Source organism: Micromonospora sp. NPDC048898 (assembly GCF_043198035.1).
In the GTDB taxonomy this organism is placed as follows: domain Bacteria; phylum Actinomycetota; class Actinomycetes; order Mycobacteriales; family Micromonosporaceae; genus Micromonospora.
Genome location: NZ_JBICUF010000006.1, coordinates 198,549 through 215,534, shown reverse-complemented (window position 1 = coordinate 215,534; position 16,986 = coordinate 198,549). Strand labels below are relative to the sequence as shown.

The window sequence follows — 16,986 nt, the reverse complement described above, 5'->3', positions numbered from 1 at the left end:
CACCGCCGGGCGTCCCCTCGGTGGCGGGGCGACTGCTCAGCCCAGGAACAGCTGGAGCAGCACCAGCCCGGCGAGCAGCGCCGGCCCGCGTGAGCCCTGCCGCACCAGGTCGACCGGGACCATGCCGAACGGTGTGTTGACAGTCGCGCCACCGTAGTTGATCGGAGGGCGGGTGCCGGCCCGGAACGCGGCGGCCACCACTCCGAGCGCCAGCGTCGGCGCCAACCAGGCCGGCCCCGGCTCGACGCTCGGCAGGGTCGACAACCACCACAGCCCCGCGCCGACGGCCGGCACCACCACGTGGATCCCGCGCAGCAGGGCGTCGCTGCCGCCGAGGGCCCGTCGCAACCCGGGTGAGCGGCTGACCGACCGCAGGCCACCGGTGAGCCGGTTGGCGGCGAGGTACGCGAACACCACCTGCGCGGCCCCCGCCAACCCGGGGAGGGCGAGCGCGGCAGCGTACTGCACCCCGATCAGCGTCACCCAGATCAGCAGGGCGCTCGGGTGCCGGCGCAACCGGCGTACGTCGGCCTGCAGGAACGCCCACCAGCCGGGCCCGGGGAGGAACCGGCGGCTGTGCACCCGCCCGATCCGACGCCACCGGCGGCTCTCCACCAGGCCGGCGAGCAGGCTCGGGTCGAGCAGGATCGTGGCCGTGGCGGCGGCGTTGGCGAACTGTGCGCCGGTGGTCAGCGTGGCCCGGTCGACGCGGGGCAGCGCGCGCACCGCGCGGATCGTGCCCAGGCCGACGAGGGGCACCGCGAGGGCGAACAGCGCGACGGTCGGCGTCGCCGCCGGCCGGGGCAGCCCGTCACCGAGATGACCGAGGAGCACCACCCCGGCGGTGAGGACGGCGGCCATCACCATCGGCGCCGCTCCGGCCACCGCCGGCCACCGTCGTCCCGCCCGGCTGCTCTGGGCGACGACGCTCAGTGCCAGCGCCGCCGCACCCCACCCCGCGCCGGCCGCGGCCGCCCAACCCAGCGCGGCCGGATCGCTGACGCCCCCGAGGGCCGCCACGGCCACCCCGAGCGCCGCGGTGCCGGCCGCCGCCCCCAGCAGCAACAGGACGAAGCGCGGCGCCAGCCACGCCCGCCGGTCGACCGGGGCGCTGACCGCCCAGCTCTGCGTGGCCGGGGTGACCAGCAGCGGGCCGAGCGCGCGCAGGCCACGCCAGGCCAGGCCGGCGCCGGCCAACAGCGCGGCGAGAGCCAGCCACCAGCGCACCCCCGGCTCGGCCTGCCCCACGGTGGGGGAGTCCAGCAGGTCGCGGCTGGCGCTGATCGCGAACCAGCCGTACATGCCCACGAACAGGACGATGACGTACGCGTCGCCCAGCACGTCGCCGAGGGAGTGGTCGTGGTGCCGGCCGCGGGCCCGACGCAGGTGGGTACGCAGTTGTCGGGCGGTGGGCACGCCGGTCGGTGTGTCGGCGATCGTGGCCGTCGGGGCGGTCACCTGCCGATCTCGATGCGCTCGTCGACCACCGCGTCGATCAGCTCCGGGTCGTGTGAGGCCAGCAGCACGGCGGTGCCGGCGGCGCGTTCCCGCAGCAGCCGCTCGGCGAGCCACTGCCGCCCGCGGACGTCCAGGCGCTGCTCCGGCTCGTCCAGGATCAGCACCCGGCGTGGCCGCACGAAACACGAGGCCAGCGCCAACCGGCGCCGCTGCCCGCTGGACAGGGTCACCGGCAGTTGGTCGCGGGCCGGTGCCAGACCCAGCTCGGTGAGCACCTCCTCGACCGGCTCGGCGCTGCTCCCGTGGGCGTACGCGACAAGCTCCAGGTGCTCGACCACGGACAGGTCCGGGAAGAAGTCGATGTCGTCCAGGGCGGCCGCCACCAGCGCCCGCACCTGCGGGTCGGTCTCGTCGGCCCGGCGACCCTGCACCAGCACCTCACCCGCGTCCGGCCGGTCGGCGCCGACCACGCAGCGCAGCAGGGTCGTCTTGCCGCTGCCGTTGGGCCCCAGCACCACCGCGATCCGGCCGGCCGCGAGCGTGAAACTCACCTCGTCGAGCACCACCAGGTCGCCGAAGTTGCGGCTAAGTCCCCGTACCGAGAGCGCGTCCACGATCACAGAGTCTCCCAGGGCGGTGCCACCGACCAACCTGAGCGACCTATGTCACGCGGTCGGCGGGTGCGTAGAGCGCGGCGAGCCCGGCGGCGGTGGCGGCCAGGCGTTCGCGCAGCGCGACAGGGGTCAGCACCTCCACGTCGGCGCCGAGGCGCAGCAACTCGCCGTGGGCGTGGGTCAGCGACTCGATCGGCAGCACCGCGGTCACCCAGCCCCGCGCGTCGGGTGGCTGGGCGCTGGCGTCCATCGCGGTCACCACCGGATCGCTGCCGACCTCGCGCAGCCGTTGCCGGCCGGCGGGGGAGAGCCGGACGGTGGCCTCGTCGCGGTGCAGGCGGGCCCGGAACCGCACCACGTGTGCCCGCCACCAGGCCGGCAGGTCGAAGTCGGCCGGTCGGACGAACTCCTGCGGCAGCGGGGTCAGCGCGAGGATCTGGTTGACCCGGTACGTCGCCGGAGCGCCCCGGCCGGGCTGGTCGGCCACCACATACCAGCGGCCGCCCTTGAGCACCAGGCCGTACGGCTCCAGCACCCGGGTCGTCTCGCCGTTCCAGCCGCGGTAGCGCACCTCGACGCGGTGCTGCCGCCAGACCGCCTCGGCCGTGCGGGCCAGCTCGGGGGAGGCGTCGCCGTCGGCGTACCAGCCGGGAGTGTCCAGGTGGAAGCGTTGTTGGAGCTGGGTCGCCCGGTCGCGCAGCGGCGCGGGGAGCGCGGCGTGCAGCTTGAGTTGCAGCGCGGCCACCACGTCGCCGTAGCCCAGCTCGTCGGCGGGGCCGGGCAACCCGGCCAGGAACAGTCGGTCGGCCTCCTCGGTGGTCAGCCCGGTCAGCCGGGTCCGCCAGCCGTCGACGAGCTGGTAGCCGCCGGCGTGCCCGGCCTCTCCGTAGAGGGGGATGCCGGCGGCGTGCAACGACTCCACGTCCCGGTAGATCGTGCGGGGGGAGACGGTCAGCCGCTCGGCGAGCTGGGTGGCGGTCAGCCGGCCGTGCTGTTGGAGCAGCAGCAGGAGGGAAAGAAGTCGAGAGGCCCGCACTCCACTGACACTAGTTGTCAGGGGACCCGTCCTACCGTCCCGGCATGGCTTTTCGCGAGAAGGAACTACGAACGCCCGGACCGATCACGGTGGACGGCCGGCAACTCAAGCGTTACCACATAGACCAGCCGGAGCAACCGATCGAGCCCGAGGTGGAGAAGGCCGCGTACGACCACCTGCCCCTGCTGTTGGTGGACATCGTCGACGACGGCACCCCGGCCGCCGGATGGGTGGTGCTGCACCGGGGCGCGGACACCGGCGCCTACCTGCTGGCGTACACCTGGGTGTGGGACAACGCGCTGGAGGTCCGGGTCGCCGCGGCCGGGCAGTCGGCGCTGGACTGCCCGGACGACGATCCGACCCACTTCGTCGAGCTGCGGCGACCTCCCGCCGGCTGTGTCTGGGAGTTGGCGGTGCTGGAGCACGAGCGGGCCGCCTGGGTTCGGCACCTGCTTGCGCCGGACACCCCCAACCTGGCTGGATATCTCAACGACACGCGAGCGGAAGGGCCGGTGGGCCGCTGATGGGCGACTTCGACTTCTTTGTGGGCACCTGGAACGTGGTGAACCGGCGGCTGGTCAAGCGGCTGGTCGGCTCCGACGAGTGGGAGGAGTTTCCGGGGGTGTCGGTCGCGCACGGCTTCTTCGCCGGCGGCGGCCACTTCGACGAGATCACCTTCCCGACCAAGGGCTCCGCGGGCGCCACCGTCCGGATCTTCGACCCGGCCCGGCAGGAGTGGTCGATCTACTGGATGAGCAGTGTCGACGGCGTGCTGGGTCAGCCGCCGATGGTGGGCCGCTTCGTCGACGGGGTGGGTCGCTTCTACGCCGACGACCAGCACGAGGGGCGGCCGGTGCGGTGCCGGTTCATCTGGTCGGACATCAGCGCGACCACCGCCCGCTGGGAGCAGGCGTTCTCGGTCGACGGCGAGCAGACCTGGGAGACCAACTGGATCATGACGTTCACCAAGGCGTCCTAGGGTTGTCGCGGTAGTTTCCGGCCGTCCGGGTGCGGTGTTAGGGTCCGACCACCGCCCCGGATGGAGGAACGCGATGGCCTCCGACCACGTCGACGTGCTCATCGTCGGCGCCGGCCTGTCCGGCATCGGCGCGGCCTGCCACCTGCGCCGCGACTGCCCCGACAAGACGTACGCGGTGCTGGAGGCACGCGACGCCATCGGCGGCACCTGGGACCTGTTCCGCTACCCCGGCATCCGCTCGGATTCGGACATGTTCACCCTCGGCTACTCGTTCAAGCCGTGGACCGCCCCGAAGACCATCGCCGACGGTGCGACCATCCGCGAGTACGTGCGGGAGACCGCCCGGGAGTACGACGTGCCCCGGCACATCCGCTTCCGGCACCGGGTGCTGCGCGCCGACTGGGACAGCGGCACCGCCCGGTGGACGGTGCACGCCCAACGCACCGACACCGCCGAGACGGTGGTGCTGACCTGCTCGTTCCTGTTCGCCTGCACCGGCTACTACCGCTACGACGAGGGATACACCCCGGCCCTGCCCGGTGTCGACGCGTACACCGGGCGGTTGGTGCACCCGCAGCACTGGCCCGACGACCTCGACCACACCGGCAGGCGGGTGGTGGTGATCGGCAGCGGCGCCACCGCGGTCACCCTGGTGCCGGCGCTGGCCCAGCGGGCCGCCCACGTGACGATGCTCCAGCGCTCGCCGACGTACATCCTGGCGCTGCCCTCGCGCGACCGGCTGGCCGACGCGCTGCGGCGCCGGCTGCCGGCGGCGGCCGCGTACCCGGTGCTGCGCTGGAAGAACGTGTTGCTCTCCACCGTCACCTTCCAACTCAGCCGGCGCACCCCCGGCCTGGTGAAGCGGGTGCTGCGCCGGGCCGCGCGGCGCCGGCTCCCGGCGGGGTACGACGTCGACAGGCACTTCGCGCCCCGCTACGACCCGTGGGACCAGCGGCTCTGCGTGGCACCCGACGGCGACCTGTTCACCGCCGTGCGCGACGGCCACGCGTCGGTGGTGACCGACACGATCGACACCTTCACCGCGCACGGTGTCCGCCTGACCTCCGGGGTGGAGGTGCCCGCCGACATCGTGGTCACCGCGACCGGGCTCAACCTGCTCGCCCTCGGTGGCCTGCGGCTGCGCGTGGACGGCACCGACGTCGACCTCGCGAACACCGTGGCCTACAAGGGCATGATGGTGTCCGGGGTGCCGAACTTCGCCCTGACCGTCGGCTACACCAACGCGTCGTGGACGCTCAAGGCCGACCTGGTCGCCGGGTACGTCTGCCGGCTGCTGCGCCACCTGGACCGCACCGGCCAGCAGGTCGTCGCCCCGCTGCCGCCCGCCGACGACGAGCGGGCGCCGCTCATCGACCTGCGGTCCTCCTACGTGCTGCGCAGTGTCGACGCGCTGCCCAGACAGGGTGTGCGCGCGCCCTGGCGGCTGCACCAGAACTACGCCCGCGACGTGCTGCTGATGCGGCACGGCCGGCTCACCGACGAGGGTGTGCGGTTCTCCCGCGCCACCGCGGCGCCCACCCCGCGTCCCGTCCCGACCCGTCCGGCCGCGCGTCGGTAACCGTCAGCGGAGGAGCACCGATCGTGCGGAGATTCGACTTCACCGGCGCGACAGCCGTGGTCACCGGGGCGGCCAGCGGCATCGGCGCGGCGCTGGCGCACGCCCTCGCCGGCCGGGGCACCGACCTGGTCCTGCTGGACCGCGACGCCGAGCGGCTGGACACCGTCGTCACCGCGATTTGCGCCGCGCACCCGGCCCGTCAGGTGCACACGTACCTGGTGGACCTCGCCGACGTGCGCGCCACCGCCCGGGTGGCCGCCGAGATCGGCGCGCGGCACCCGCGCGTACGACTGCTGGTGAACAATGCCGGCGTCGGTCTCGGCGGCCGGTTCGACGAGGTGACGTTCGACGAGTTCAGTTGGGTGATCGACGTCAACTTCCGAGCCGTGGTGCAGCTGACCCACGCCCTTTTGCCCGCCCTGAAGGCGGAGCCGGGCGCGCACCTCGTCAACGTCTCCAGCCTCTTCGGGTTGATCGCGCCGGCCGGGCAGACCGCGTACTCGGCGAGCAAGTTCGCGGTGCGCGGCTTCACCGAGGCGCTGCGCCACGAACTGGTCGACGACGGCATCGGGGTGACCTCGGTGCACCCCGGCGGGATCCGCACCCGGATCACCGCGAACGCCCGGATCGGCAGCGGCGTCGCACCCGAGGAGTACGCGGCCGGCCGGGCACAGTTCGAGAAGCTGCTCACCATCGCGCCGAGCCGGGCCGCCGAGGTGATCCTGCGCGGCGTCGAGCGGCGTCGGGGCCGGGTGCTGATCGGCTGGTCGGCGAAACTGCCGGACCTGCTGGCCCGGGTGCTGCCCGCCTCGTACAACCGGCTCCTGGTCGCCGGCCTGAACCGGGGCGTCGTCCGCCCGGCCCCGCCCGTGCCGGCGCAGCGCCCCGGCGACGCCGACCCGGCACGCGAGGCGGCCTGAGCGGCCGCCGGGGTCACGGTGGTGCGCCGCACCGCTTCTCCTCCTGCGCCAGCACCGCCTCGCGGTGCTCCGGCTCGTCGCGGCGCTCCAACTCGGCGGCGAGCCGCGCATCGGTCATCAGCCGGGCCCGGTTGCGGTGCAGGAAACTCTCGAAGCCCCCGGTGTACGGGCAGGCCAGGTCGCCGAGCGCCCGTTCCGGTGTGTAGCGGCAGCCGGTGCAGTAGTCGCTGATCTCGTCGATGTCGGTGCCGTCCACCGCGTACGGGCGGGTGTCCACCCGGGCCAGGTCGGCGTACTGGCTCATGCCGATCACCGTCGCGTTCATCACCCAGTGGGTGCCGTCGACGAAGCAGCGCTGGAACCAGTCCGCCACCTCGGTGGGACGCCAACCGCGTTGCAGCGCGTAGTTCGCCAACACCAGCAGTCGGGGCGTCTGGTGCGTCCACGCCCGATCCCGGACGGCCGCGAGGACGTCGGCCAGGCAGTGGGCCTCCACCGCGTCGGCGTCCAACTCGGCGAACCACTGCGGCATCGGCTCGGTCGCGGCCAGCCAGTTCGCCCCCCGGTAACGCGGCTCGAAGTACCAGTAGAGCTGCCAGAGGAACTCCCGCCAGCCGAGCAGGCCCCGGATGAACGGCTCCACCGCCGTACGCGGGGCCGTGCCGGCCCGCCACGCCTGCTCGGCGGCGCGCACCGCCGGCTCCGGGTGCAGCAACCCGAGGTTGAACGAGGACGAGAGCACCGAGTGCGCGAGCACCGGATCGTCGACGCTCATCACGTCGGCGTAGCGGCCGTACCCGGGCAGGCGGTGGGTCAGGAAGTGCGTCAGCCGGGCCTGCGCCTCGTCATGGGTGGCCGGGTAACGGCGGGGGCCGTCCCGGCCGACGAACCGCACCCCGTCGGCGGCCCACCGGTCCAGGTCGCGGCGGACCTCCGCGTCGATGTCATCCTCGACGATCGGTGGGGGCGGGGGTGGCGTCACCGGCACGGACCGGGTCTCGGCCCGGGGTCGGCGTCCCGGGCCCGTCGCGGCGGTCAGCACCTCGTGGCGGCGGCGGGCGTGCCGGTAGAAGTCGGTCATCCGCAGCGGGCCGCGTCGCGGGCGGTCCGCCCAGCCGGCGAAGTCGGCCTGGCTGGTGATGAAGCCGCGTGGCGGCAGCACGGTCAGCCCCGGCACCGACCGGGCGAAACGCAGCGCCGCCCGGGAGTGCGGGTGGCACACCTCCAGCGGGTCACCGACCTGGGCCAGCGCCTCCCGGAACGTGTCGGTGCGCAGCAGCAGCGCCCGGTCACCCAGCTCCGCGGCGCGGTGGCGCAGCGCGGACAGGATCAGGTGCGCCTTCTGCCGGTGCGTCGGCCGGTGGCGGAACAGCTCCCGGACCTCCACCAGGAGCACCTGCTGGTCGGGGTCGTCGAGGAAGTGCGGCCCGAGTTGATCGGCCAGCAACCATCGGCGACGAGGCATGCCCGCAATTCTGCCTACATTCCGGCTGCCGCGCCCGGTGCCGCGCCCGGTGCCGGTTGCCGGACGCCCGCCACGGCGGGTCAGGCCGGGTCGACCCCGGCCACCGCGGCACTCGGCCCGACGTCGCGGCGGCGTCGCAGCACGGTAAACGTCACGAGGGCGACGAGCAGCGCCGCGAGCACGTGCACCGGGGCCGGGCCGAGCGGCGCGAGCAGCGCCAGCAGCGCGACGACGGGGAAGGCGACGAGCACCAGGCCGTGCTGCTGCCGGCGTACCTGGAGCACCCAGACCGTGAGCAGGAAGACGGCGATCGGGATCGCCACCGCGTACGCGGCGGTGCGCCCGGAGACGTGCGCGAGGTGCCGCTCGACGTCCACCGACACCCCCAGGCCGGCGCCGATCGCGGCGATCGCGGCGAACACCAGGTAGTGGCCGTAGCCCCAGATCAGGGAGTACGGCAGCCGGTCGGGCGCCTCGCTCGGCCGGTCGAAGTAGAGCCACCAGAGCGCGAACACGATGACCGCGCCAGCCGCCGCGAGCGACCAGAGGCCGTGCTCCCCGGCGTCGAGCCCGGTCTGGATCGCGATCGAGATGGCCAGGACGGCCTCACCCAGCACGATCAGGGTGAACAGGCCGTACCGCTCGGCGATGTGCGCGGGGTGCCAGGGCGTCATGCCCGGGCGTTCGGCCACCGCCGGCACCAGCAGGTCGGCGAGCACCAGCAGCACGAACGTGGCGACGCCCCACTCGACGGGCGATGCCAGCCGCAGCAGCCAGCCGAGCTGCACCACTGTCACGCCGATGCCGTAGCGGCGCGCCGCCGCGCGGTGACGGGGGTCGCCGACGGCAGCTCGGGTCCAGTTCACGACGGCGGCCAGCCGCATCACCACGTACCCGTAGGTGATGACGGTGAAGTCGCCGTCGGCGAAGGCACGCGGCACCCCGGCCGCCAGGATCAACGCTCCGGAGATCTGCACCAGCGTGGTGATCCGGTAGACGTCGTCGTCGGTGTCGTACGCCGAGGCGAACCAGGTGAAGTTCATCCACGACCACCAGATCGCGAAGAACACCATGACGTAGCTGGTCGCGGCGTGGCGGAGGTGACCCTCGGCGACGTCGTGGTGCAGACTGCTGGCCGCCTGCGCCACCGCCACCACGAAACAGAGGTCGAACAACAGTTCCAGCGGGGTGGCCGCGCGGTGCCGTTCGTCCCGGCGACGTGGCCGCATGGGCCGGTAGAACGGCCGCACCGAACGCGAGTGGGTCACCGCCGCTCCTCAGGCTGGGCTCACCGGCGTCGACGGCCGTGGGTCAGCCCCTCCAACACCAGGGTCAGCCCGGCGCCGACCAACCAGACGTCCTTGGCGAGCCCGGCGCCCTGCTGGGTCGGGCGGATGCTGCCCGGCTCCCGCATGCCCGGCGTCTTCAGGTACAGCTGCACCAGACCCGCGCCGAACGCGGTCAGGCCCAACCCGACGAGCGGGGCCGGGACGACCGGGGCGAGCAGCGCGGCCCCCAGCGCGATCTCCGAGTACGACAGCAGCTTCGCGAAGCGCGGTGGGTCCAACTGGCCGAGTTGCGGCATGGCGGCGACCGCCATCCCGTGCATGCCCTCCGCGGCGGCACCCTCCAGGTTGCGCTTGCCCAGACCCGAGTTGAGAAAGTACGCGCCGATGCTGAGCCGTAGCGGCAGGTGCGCGAGTTTCATGGCTACTCCCGTTGGCCGTGGTCGAGTGCGGCCCGCGTACCCCGCAGCGCCCGCGATAACCCGTCGGGCCGGCTGGGCTGGCCGTGCTGGTCGCGGTAGGTTCGCCCGGGGCCCGACGCCGAGCCCGTGGCACACCCGCCCACCCGGCGCCCGGCCCTGCCGACACACCACCAGCAGGAGGCGAAGTGAGCCAGGAAGTCCGGGGAGTCATCTCCCGCAGCAAGGGCGCACCGGTCGAGGTCACCACCATCGTGGTGCCCGATCCCGGCCCCGGGGAGGCGATCGTCCGGATCCAGTCCTGCGGGGTCTGCCACACCGACCTGCACTACCGCGAGGGCGGCATCAACGACGACTACCCGTTCCTGCTCGGCCACGAGGCGGCGGGCATCGTCGAGCAGGTGGGCGACGGCGTCACCGACGTGGCCCCGGGTGACTTCGTGGTGCTCAACTGGCGTGCGGTCTGCGGGGTCTGCCGCGCCTGCCGCCGGGGTCGCCCCTGGTACTGCTTCAACACCCACAACGCGAAGCAGCGGATGACCCTGACCGACGGCACCGAGCTGGCCCCGGCGCTGGGCATCGGCGCGTTCGCCGAGAAGACCCTGGTGCACGCCGGGCAGTGCACGAAGGTGGACCCGGCCGCCCGGCCGGCCGCCGTGGGTCTGCTCGGCTGCGGGGTGATGGCCGGGCTGGGTGCCGCGATGAACACCGGCAACGTCACCCGTGGCGACTCGGTCGCGGTGATCGGCTGCGGCGGCGTCGGGGACGCGGCGGTCGCCGGTGCGGCCCTCGCCGGCGCGACGACGATCGTCGCGGTGGACACCGACAGCCGCAAACTGGACTGGGCGCGGAAGTTCGGCGCCACGCACACCGTCAACGCCTCCGAGACCGACCCGGTCGAGGCGATCCGTGCCGCCACCGGTGGCTTCGGCGCCGACGTGGTGATCGACGCGGTGGGTCGGCCGGAGACCTGGAAGCAGGCGTTCTACGCCCGGGACCTGGCCGGCACTGTGGTGCTGGTCGGCGTACCGACCCCGCAGATGCAGGTCGAGCTGCCCCTGCTGGACGTCTTCGGGCGCGGCGGTGCCCTCAAGTCCAGCTGGTACGGCGACTGCCTGCCCAGCCGGGACTTCCCGATGCTCACCGAGCTGTACCTACAGGGCCGGCTCGACCTGGACGCGTTCGTCACCGAGGAGATCGCGCTCGACCAGGTCGAGACCGCCTTCGAGCGGATGCACCACGGCGACGTGCTCCGCTCGGTGGTGGTGTTCTGATGACGGCCCGGGTCGACCGTGCGGTCACCGCCGGCACGTTCTCCCTGGACGGGCAGACGTTCGACGTGGACAACAACGTCTGGGTGATCGGCGACGACCGCGAGTGCGTCGTCCTGGACGCGCCGCACGACGTGGCCGCGATCCTCGCCCTGGTGGGTGACCGGAAGGTCCGGGCGATCCTGGCCACCCACGCCCACGACGACCACGTCCGGGTGGCACCCGAGCTGGCCGAGGCCACCGGCGCGCCGGTGCTGCTGCACGCCGCCGACCGGGTCCTCTGGGACCTGGTCCACCCACACCTGCCGCCGCACGGCGAGCTGCACGACGGGCAGATCGTCGAGGTGGCCGGCACCACGCTGCGGGTCCTGCACACCCCCGGGCACAGCCCCGGCGCGTGCAGTTTCCACGCCCCGGACCTGGGTGTGGTGTTCACCGGCGACACGCTCTTCGCCGGTGGTCCGGGCGCGACCGGCCGCTCGTACAGCGACTTCGACACCATCGTCGGCTCGATCCGCACCCGCCTGCTCACCCTGCCGGCGGAGACGGTCGTGCACACCGGCCACGGTGACGACACGACGATCGGCGCGGAGGCGCCACACCTGCAGGAGTGGCTGACCCGCGGCCACTGATCCCCGGCCAGGCGTGCTGGTGCGCGGTCGACGGGCTCAGCGCTCGTCGGCCGCGCCCAGCACCGGTTTGACGTCCAGGACCGGGGTGCCGTCCAACGCTTCCAGGTCGGCCACCCGGACGCGTAGCCCGTCCACCGCGAGCACCCGCACCCGGTGCAGCCCGATCGGGTTGGGTCGGTGCGGGGAGCGGGTGCTGAACACGCCGGTCTCCGGCCGGCTCTCGTCGCCCCGGGGGTGCACCGCCAGCACGTCGCGTCGGGCCCGGTCCAACCACGTCAACACCAACAGGTCCGCCCCGGTGTCCAGGTCACGCAGCGCCGGCGCGACGTGCGCGTCGAAGACCAGCCAGGCCTCCGGCGAGCCCTCGTCGCCCTGCCGTGGGGCGCTCGCCGCGTCGGTCAGCGGTGAGACGACCCGCCCGACCGGGTACAACAGGTACGCGTCACCGCTCTCCACCATCCTCGCTCCCTCCCTCGTGGACGGTCCCAACCTAGCCGCGCCGCGGCGCTAGGATCCCGCTCATGCCCGCCGACTCGCCCGTCCCCGTCGACTCGCCCGTGCCCGTGGTCCGTCAGCTGCGTCTCGTGGTGGAGGCCGCCGACCACGAGGCCGCCGTCGCGTTCTTCCGGGACGCGCTCGGCCTGCCGGAGGAGGCGGCGTTCAGCGGCGAGGGAGATGCCCGGGTGGTGATCCTGGACGCCGGCCGCGCCACCCTGGAGATCGCCAACCCCGCGCAGAAACGCCTGATCGACGAGGTCGAGGTGGGTCGGCAGGTCGCGCCGCGCATCCGGGTGGCCTTCGAGGTGGACGACGCGGCGACGACGACCGCCCGACTGGTGGCCGCCGGGGCGAGCGAGGTCGCGCCGCCGACACGTACACCGTGGCAGTCACTCAACTCCCGCCTCGACGCCCCCGCCGGCCTGCACATCACCGTCTTCCAGGAACTCGCCGGGCCGGACCAGGGCGTCGGGACGCGGGACGCGGAGCCCGGACCTGACGGCGACAACTGAGTCGGGCTGCTTTCCCGCCCCGTGACCTGCGCATGGGCGCGTTGCGCCCGGTGCGGAGGCTTTTCGCCATACGCACGTATCGTCACAAAACGTAGCCGGTGCGTACAGGTATGGCCGACGTCCAGCCATTGCCTCCGGATTCCGAAAACACCCTCTGTCGCGGCCGTCTGGCCTGATACGGGCAGAGCCCGCGATGTCCGGTTCTGCGCCAGTGCCCGGCGCCGCAGCGGGCCGCCCCCGGGCATTTCCGGAATGCCCGACACGTGAACCCGGTTGTGTCCCCCGTACCGTCGGAGCCCAAACCCTCTTCCGCGGTCATCTCCCGAGGAGCGTTCACCCCGGAGCGTTCCGCACGATCGAGAGGGCAACCATCGTGAAGGTCGACTTCACTCGATGGCTCCCCGCCATCGCCAAGGACACTCGATGGCTCCCCGCCATCGCCAAGGACTCGTACCGCAAGACCGCGCTCAGCGCGGTGGGTGTCGCCGCCCTCGGCGGTCTGGCGCTCGCACCGACCGTGGCCGCCGCCCCGGTCACCTCCGGACCGCACCAGGGCGCCGTGGCCGCCATCGACCTGGCCACCGGCAAGGCCACCGGAAAGGCCACCACCCCGGCGCGGCAGGAGGACCAGCCCGTCGAGTCGGGGCTGACCACCGGCTCCGCCACCGGCAAGCCGCCGGCCGGTAAGCCCAGCCGCGACCAGCTGATCCCGCACGGCATCGAGGGCGCACAGTCGCGCATCCCCCTCGACGACGCCCAACTGGCCAACGCGCGAGCGATCGTCGACGCCGCCAAGAAGACAGGTGTCGGCGACCGGGGCGCGGTGATCGGCGTCGCCACCTCGTTGCAGGAGTCGAAGCTGTACAACCTCGGCCACCTCGGCGCGTACAACGACCACGACTCACAGGGCCTGTTCCAGCAGCGTCCGTCGTCCGGTTGGGGCACGCCCGAGCAGATCACCGACCCGGAGTACGCCGCCACGGCGTTCTTCACCGCGCTCAAGAACATCGGCGGCTGGCAGGACCTGCCGCTGACCGCCGCCGCGCAGACCGTCCAGGTCTCCGCCTTCCCCTACGCGTACGCGCAGTGGGAGGAGCAGGCGGCGGACATCGTCCAGCAGATGTGGTGACACCCGCGACACACACCGGCCGGCCCCCGTGCAGAGGGCCGGCCGGTGTCGGTCTCAGGCCAGCGGCGCGCCTTCCTTACGCAGCTTCGCCGAGCCGGCGCCCACCGACCAGCCGGCGACCCACCGGCTGGTGCTGGCCGCGCGGGTGCGGTCGGCCAGGTGATACCAGTCCATCCGGCACCGCTCGCGGGTCACCTCCAGTACGCCGTAGCCGTGCCCGTCCAGTTCCGTCCAGCGAACGTGCGGATTCGTCGAACGCAGCAGGCCGGCACCCAGCGCGCTGAGCGCGTTGCCGGCGGGTAGGCCGAGGAAGTCGTTGACGTTGTCGCTGGTCACCGATGGCACCACGAACTCGGCAGCGGCCGGGTTGTTCGGCCCGGTGGATCGGGTGGTCACCTCGTTGGCCCACGAGGTGTGGATGTCCCCGGTGAGAAACACGACGTCACGGGTGCCGGTGGCGCGCACGTAGTCGACCAGCTCGTTGCGGTCGGCGTTGTACCCGTCCCACTGGTCGGTGTTGAGCACCGCGCCGTTCTGCGGGATGCCGAGCAGGGCACCCAGCGGGCCGAGTAGCCAGGCGGGCAGAGCCCCGACGTCCACCCGCGCGATCATCACCGGGTTGCCGACCAGCTTCCACCGCGCGCTCGACGTGGCCAGCCCGGCCTTGAGCCAGGACATCTGCGTGTCGCCGGTGATGGTGCGTCCCGGGTCGTCGACCGCGGTCCCGGACGCCTGCTGTGAGCGGTACGTGCGAAGGTCCAACATGGACAACTCGGCGAGGCGGCCGAAACGCAGCCGGCGGTAGATCGCGCCGTCCACCCCGACACGCACCGGCATCCATTCCAGGTACGCCTGCCGCGCCGCGGCGAGCCGATCGGCGAACGACCCCTCGGTGCCCGGCGTATGGTTCTCCGCGCCGCCGGACCACTGGTCGTTAGCCACCTCGTGGTCGTCCCAGGTGATCACCCACGGCACTGCGGCGTGCAACGCCTGCAGGTCCGGGTCGGTCTTGTAGAGCGCGTGCCGGATCCGGTAGTCGGCAAGGGTGAGTACCTCGTGCGCGGGTCGCACCGGCCGGACCACCGTGCCGCCCGCGTCGAACTCCCCGCTGCCGTACTCGTAGAGGTAGTCGCCCAGGTGCACCACCAGGTTGAGGTCGCCTCGCTCGGCCAGATGCCGGTACGCCGCGAAGAACCCGGCTTCCCAGTTCGCACAGGACACCACGCCGAGGCGCAGCCGGTCGATCTCCGCGTCCACCGGTGGTGCCGTCATGGTCCGGCCAGCCGGCGACCAGCCGCCGGTGTGGCCGAAGCGATACCAGTAGGTGGTGGCCGGTGCCAGGCCGCCCACCGCCACCTTCACCGTGTGGTCCGATGCCGGTCCGGTGCGTTGCGTCCCCGCGGCCACCACCGTGGTGAAGTTCGGGTCGGCGGCGACCTGCCAGGTCACGCCCACCTCGGGGCCGAGCCCGGAGCCGGGCTGCGCCTCGGCGGTCGGGGTCAACCGGGTCCAGAGCAGGACGCCGTCCGGCAGTGGGTCACCGGAGGCGACGCCGTGCTGAAAGGCGCCGTCGGCCGCGTGGGCCGGCGCGCCACCGGCGAGGGTGACGCCGGCCAGCACGGCGGTGCCAGCCGAGGCTCCGGCCACCCGCAGGAGAGTACGACGGTCAAGGGTGTTCGTCATGGTCTATGTGTCTACCGTCGATGCTGGCTCGTGCGCTGCCCCGTCGACGAGTGTTCGCCGACCCGTCGACGGAGGTTCCCGTTACCCCGCCGCTCAGCAGGCGGCGTAGAGGCGGCGGGTGCCGACCCCGGCGGCGTACGCGTCCCGGTCGCTGAACCGGCACCCGTAGTCGGGTCGGGCCACCACCGCCGGATCCGTCACGGTGTCACCGGCCGGGCGCTTGCCGGTGCGTACCCAGGACACCAGGTCGTCCCACGCGGCACCGGCCTCGGCCGGGGTGAACTCGCAGTGCTGCGTGGCCCGGATGGCCCGCTGGACCACCAGCCCGCCGCGACCGTGCCGTGCCACGTCGGCGGCGTACGCCTGCTCCATGCTGAACGGCACGTACAGGTCACCGAGGCCGTGCAGGCTGAGCACCGGCGCACTGGGCCGCCCGGCGATGCGCGGCACCTCGGTCAGCGTCGGCAGGAGCCGCTGCACGACGTTCTCCGGTGCGACCCGCCGTACGGCGGCATTGACGTTGACCGGGCTGTTCGGGGTGTAGCGGGTGAGCAGGTTGGTGGAGAGCTGAACGGGCCGCTGGGCGGGCGAGTTGCCGCTCCCGGTGGGCACGCTGATCGAGAAGAGGAAGTCCTTCCACACGGCGAACGCGGCATCCGCACCGGGACGAGGCCCGCCCGAACGGTTCACCGTGATCGCCCGCAGTTGCTTGCCTCGTTCGGTGGTGGTGTCCGGCCCGGTGGGAGTCAGCCCCGCCAGGCCCAGCGCCACCTGGATGCGGGGCACCGCGTTGGTCAGGTAGTCGGCCGGCGTGGGATGGGCCGGCACCTCGGCGAGCGCCTGTGCGACCAGGTTGTAGTCCAGGTAGAAGTCCAGCAGCACCTGGTCACCGAGCACCCCGCACATCGGCAGCGCGCCATCGTAGTAGCCGGGGAACTGCTCCAGCGAGCGACCGATGACGTACCCGCCCATCGACACCCCCGCCAGGTAGGTGTGCTGTGGCCGGCGAACGGTCCGGCCGAAGTGGTCGGCGAGGTCCCTGGTGCCCAGCACTCCGGAGCGGATGTCGAAGCCGTTGCGGTCGTACGAGGACGACGCCCAGGCGTACCCCTGCTCCAGGAGACGCTCGCGTAACCCGAAGGCCGGCGGCTCCGGCGAGAGCACCGTGCCCTGGCCGCGGTAGCCGTGCGCCCACAGCACCAGGTTGCCGTTCCACCGGGCGGGGACCTCGATCAGGTACCCGGCATGGCGGTGCACGCCCTGGCGTACCGTCGTCGGTTTGCCGCCCACGACCAGCGGGGCCAACGGCGGGATCTCGATGGTGTACCCGGGCAATGGCTGGTCACCACCCGGGTCCCGATCGGTGGCGCCTGCCGGTGCGGCACCAGCCAGCCCGACCGCCAGGATCAGCGGCGCGGCGGCGGCGAGCAGGCGGCGGAGGGTACGAACGGGTGCGGACAGCATCGATGCTCCCCATCGCGGAGGTCGCCCCGGGGGCGACCAGG

General features: G+C 73.0%; 17 protein-coding genes. 8 read left to right on the top strand and 9 right to left on the bottom strand.

Going from position 1 to position 16,986, the window contains the following annotated elements:
- Nucleotides 1-36: 36 nt before the first annotated feature.
- Genes ACGFIQ_RS18760 through ACGFIQ_RS18750 form a run of 3 tightly spaced genes read right to left on the bottom strand, consistent with a single transcriptional unit; the run spans nucleotide 37 to nucleotide 3,108 of the window.
- On the bottom strand, nucleotides 37-1,458 hold the full coding sequence (locus tag ACGFIQ_RS18760; RefSeq protein ID WP_393245099.1) for a DUF6297 family protein: 1,422 nt from the start codon (nucleotides 1,456-1,458) through the stop codon (nucleotides 37-39).
- The gene (locus tag ACGFIQ_RS18755) at nucleotides 1,455-2,078 is read right to left on the bottom strand and encodes an ATP-binding cassette domain-containing protein (RefSeq protein WP_393245097.1); all 624 of its coding nucleotides are present in this window, start codon (nucleotides 2,076-2,078) and stop codon (nucleotides 1,455-1,457) included. The genes ACGFIQ_RS18760 and ACGFIQ_RS18755 overlap by 4 nt, the downstream gene beginning before the upstream one ends.
- Before the next feature lie 40 nt (nucleotides 2,079-2,118).
- A complete protein-coding gene (locus ACGFIQ_RS18750) occupies nucleotides 2,119-3,108 on the bottom strand; it encodes a helix-turn-helix transcriptional regulator (RefSeq protein ID WP_393245095.1) in 990 nt (329 codons plus the stop codon).
- 44 nt (nucleotides 3,109-3,152) lie between these two features.
- Here ACGFIQ_RS18750 and ACGFIQ_RS18745 point away from each other — a divergent pair, with 44 nt between their 5' ends.
- The 4 genes from ACGFIQ_RS18745 to ACGFIQ_RS18730 all read left to right on the top strand — a co-directional run bounded on the left by ACGFIQ_RS18745 (nucleotide 3,153) and on the right by ACGFIQ_RS18730 (nucleotide 6,586).
- Nucleotides 3,153-3,632, top strand: coding sequence for a hypothetical protein (locus ACGFIQ_RS18745; RefSeq protein ID WP_393245093.1), 480 nt, complete (start codon nucleotides 3,153-3,155; stop codon nucleotides 3,630-3,632).
- Nucleotides 3,632-4,087 (top strand): hypothetical protein, encoded by a 456-nt coding sequence (locus tag ACGFIQ_RS18740; RefSeq protein ID WP_393245091.1) that lies wholly within the window; start codon nucleotides 3,632-3,634, stop codon nucleotides 4,085-4,087. The genes ACGFIQ_RS18745 and ACGFIQ_RS18740 overlap by 1 nt, the downstream gene beginning before the upstream one ends.
- A gap of 73 nt (nucleotides 4,088-4,160) precedes the next feature.
- Entirely contained in the window at nucleotides 4,161-5,666 is a 1,506-nt protein-coding gene (locus ACGFIQ_RS18735; protein ID WP_393245089.1) for a flavin-containing monooxygenase, read from the top strand.
- A 23-nt stretch (nucleotides 5,667-5,689) separates the two neighbouring features.
- On the top strand, nucleotides 5,690-6,586 hold the full coding sequence (locus ACGFIQ_RS18730) for an SDR family NAD(P)-dependent oxidoreductase (protein ID WP_393245087.1): 897 nt from the start codon (nucleotides 5,690-5,692) through the stop codon (nucleotides 6,584-6,586).
- A 13-nt stretch (nucleotides 6,587-6,599) separates the two neighbouring features.
- Here the strand turns inward: ACGFIQ_RS18730 and ACGFIQ_RS18725 are convergent, their stop codons facing one another.
- The 3 genes from ACGFIQ_RS18725 to ACGFIQ_RS18715 form a co-directional block, all read right to left on the bottom strand.
- Complete coding sequence (locus ACGFIQ_RS18725) at nucleotides 6,600-8,051, bottom strand: cryptochrome/photolyase family protein (protein ID WP_393245085.1); 1,452 nt, start codon at nucleotides 8,049-8,051, stop codon at nucleotides 6,600-6,602.
- Between the two features lie 80 nt (nucleotides 8,052-8,131).
- A complete protein-coding gene (locus ACGFIQ_RS18720) occupies nucleotides 8,132-9,319 on the bottom strand; it encodes a low temperature requirement protein A (RefSeq protein ID WP_393245083.1) in 1,188 nt (395 codons plus the stop codon).
- Between the two features lie 20 nt (nucleotides 9,320-9,339).
- Nucleotides 9,340-9,759, bottom strand: a complete 420-nt coding sequence (locus tag ACGFIQ_RS18715) for a hypothetical protein (RefSeq protein WP_393245081.1) — start codon at nucleotides 9,757-9,759, stop codon at nucleotides 9,340-9,342.
- A gap of 185 nt (nucleotides 9,760-9,944) precedes the next feature.
- On the opposite strand from ACGFIQ_RS18715, the gene ACGFIQ_RS18710 reads away from it, so the two are divergent.
- Nucleotides 9,945-11,030 (top strand): S-(hydroxymethyl)mycothiol dehydrogenase, encoded by a 1,086-nt coding sequence (locus tag ACGFIQ_RS18710; protein WP_393245080.1) that lies wholly within the window; start codon nucleotides 9,945-9,947, stop codon nucleotides 11,028-11,030.
- On the top strand, nucleotides 11,030-11,659 hold the full coding sequence (locus ACGFIQ_RS18705) for an MBL fold metallo-hydrolase (protein WP_393245078.1): 630 nt from the start codon (nucleotides 11,030-11,032) through the stop codon (nucleotides 11,657-11,659). The genes ACGFIQ_RS18710 and ACGFIQ_RS18705 overlap by 1 nt, the downstream gene beginning before the upstream one ends.
- 36 nt (nucleotides 11,660-11,695) lie before the next feature.
- Here the strand turns inward: ACGFIQ_RS18705 and tsaA are convergent, their stop codons facing one another.
- On the bottom strand, nucleotides 11,696-12,118 hold the full coding sequence (gene tsaA / locus ACGFIQ_RS18700; protein ID WP_393245076.1) for a tRNA (N6-threonylcarbamoyladenosine(37)-N6)-methyltransferase TrmO: 423 nt from the start codon (nucleotides 12,116-12,118) through the stop codon (nucleotides 11,696-11,698).
- Nucleotides 12,119-12,180: 62 nt separating this feature from the next.
- Here tsaA and ACGFIQ_RS18695 point away from each other — a divergent pair, with 62 nt between their 5' ends.
- Nucleotides 12,181-12,669, top strand: coding sequence for a VOC family protein (locus ACGFIQ_RS18695; RefSeq protein WP_393245073.1), 489 nt, complete (start codon nucleotides 12,181-12,183; stop codon nucleotides 12,667-12,669).
- A 373-nt stretch (nucleotides 12,670-13,042) separates the two neighbouring features.
- Nucleotides 13,043-13,798 carry a hypothetical protein gene (locus tag ACGFIQ_RS18690; RefSeq protein ID WP_393245071.1) on the top strand — a complete coding sequence of 252 codons (756 nt, stop codon included), beginning with the start codon at nucleotides 13,043-13,045 and terminating at the stop codon, nucleotides 13,796-13,798.
- Between the two features lie 54 nt (nucleotides 13,799-13,852).
- Here the strand turns inward: ACGFIQ_RS18690 and ACGFIQ_RS18685 are convergent, their stop codons facing one another.
- Together ACGFIQ_RS18685 and ACGFIQ_RS18680 are read right to left on the bottom strand one after the other, a co-directional pair.
- A complete protein-coding gene (locus ACGFIQ_RS18685) occupies nucleotides 13,853-15,481 on the bottom strand; it encodes an alkaline phosphatase D family protein (protein WP_393245069.1) in 1,629 nt (542 codons plus the stop codon).
- 93 nt (nucleotides 15,482-15,574) lie between these two features.
- On the bottom strand, nucleotides 15,575-16,945 hold the full coding sequence (locus tag ACGFIQ_RS18680) for a hypothetical protein (RefSeq protein WP_393245067.1): 1,371 nt from the start codon (nucleotides 16,943-16,945) through the stop codon (nucleotides 15,575-15,577).
- Between the last annotated feature and the right edge of the window lie 41 nt (nucleotides 16,946-16,986).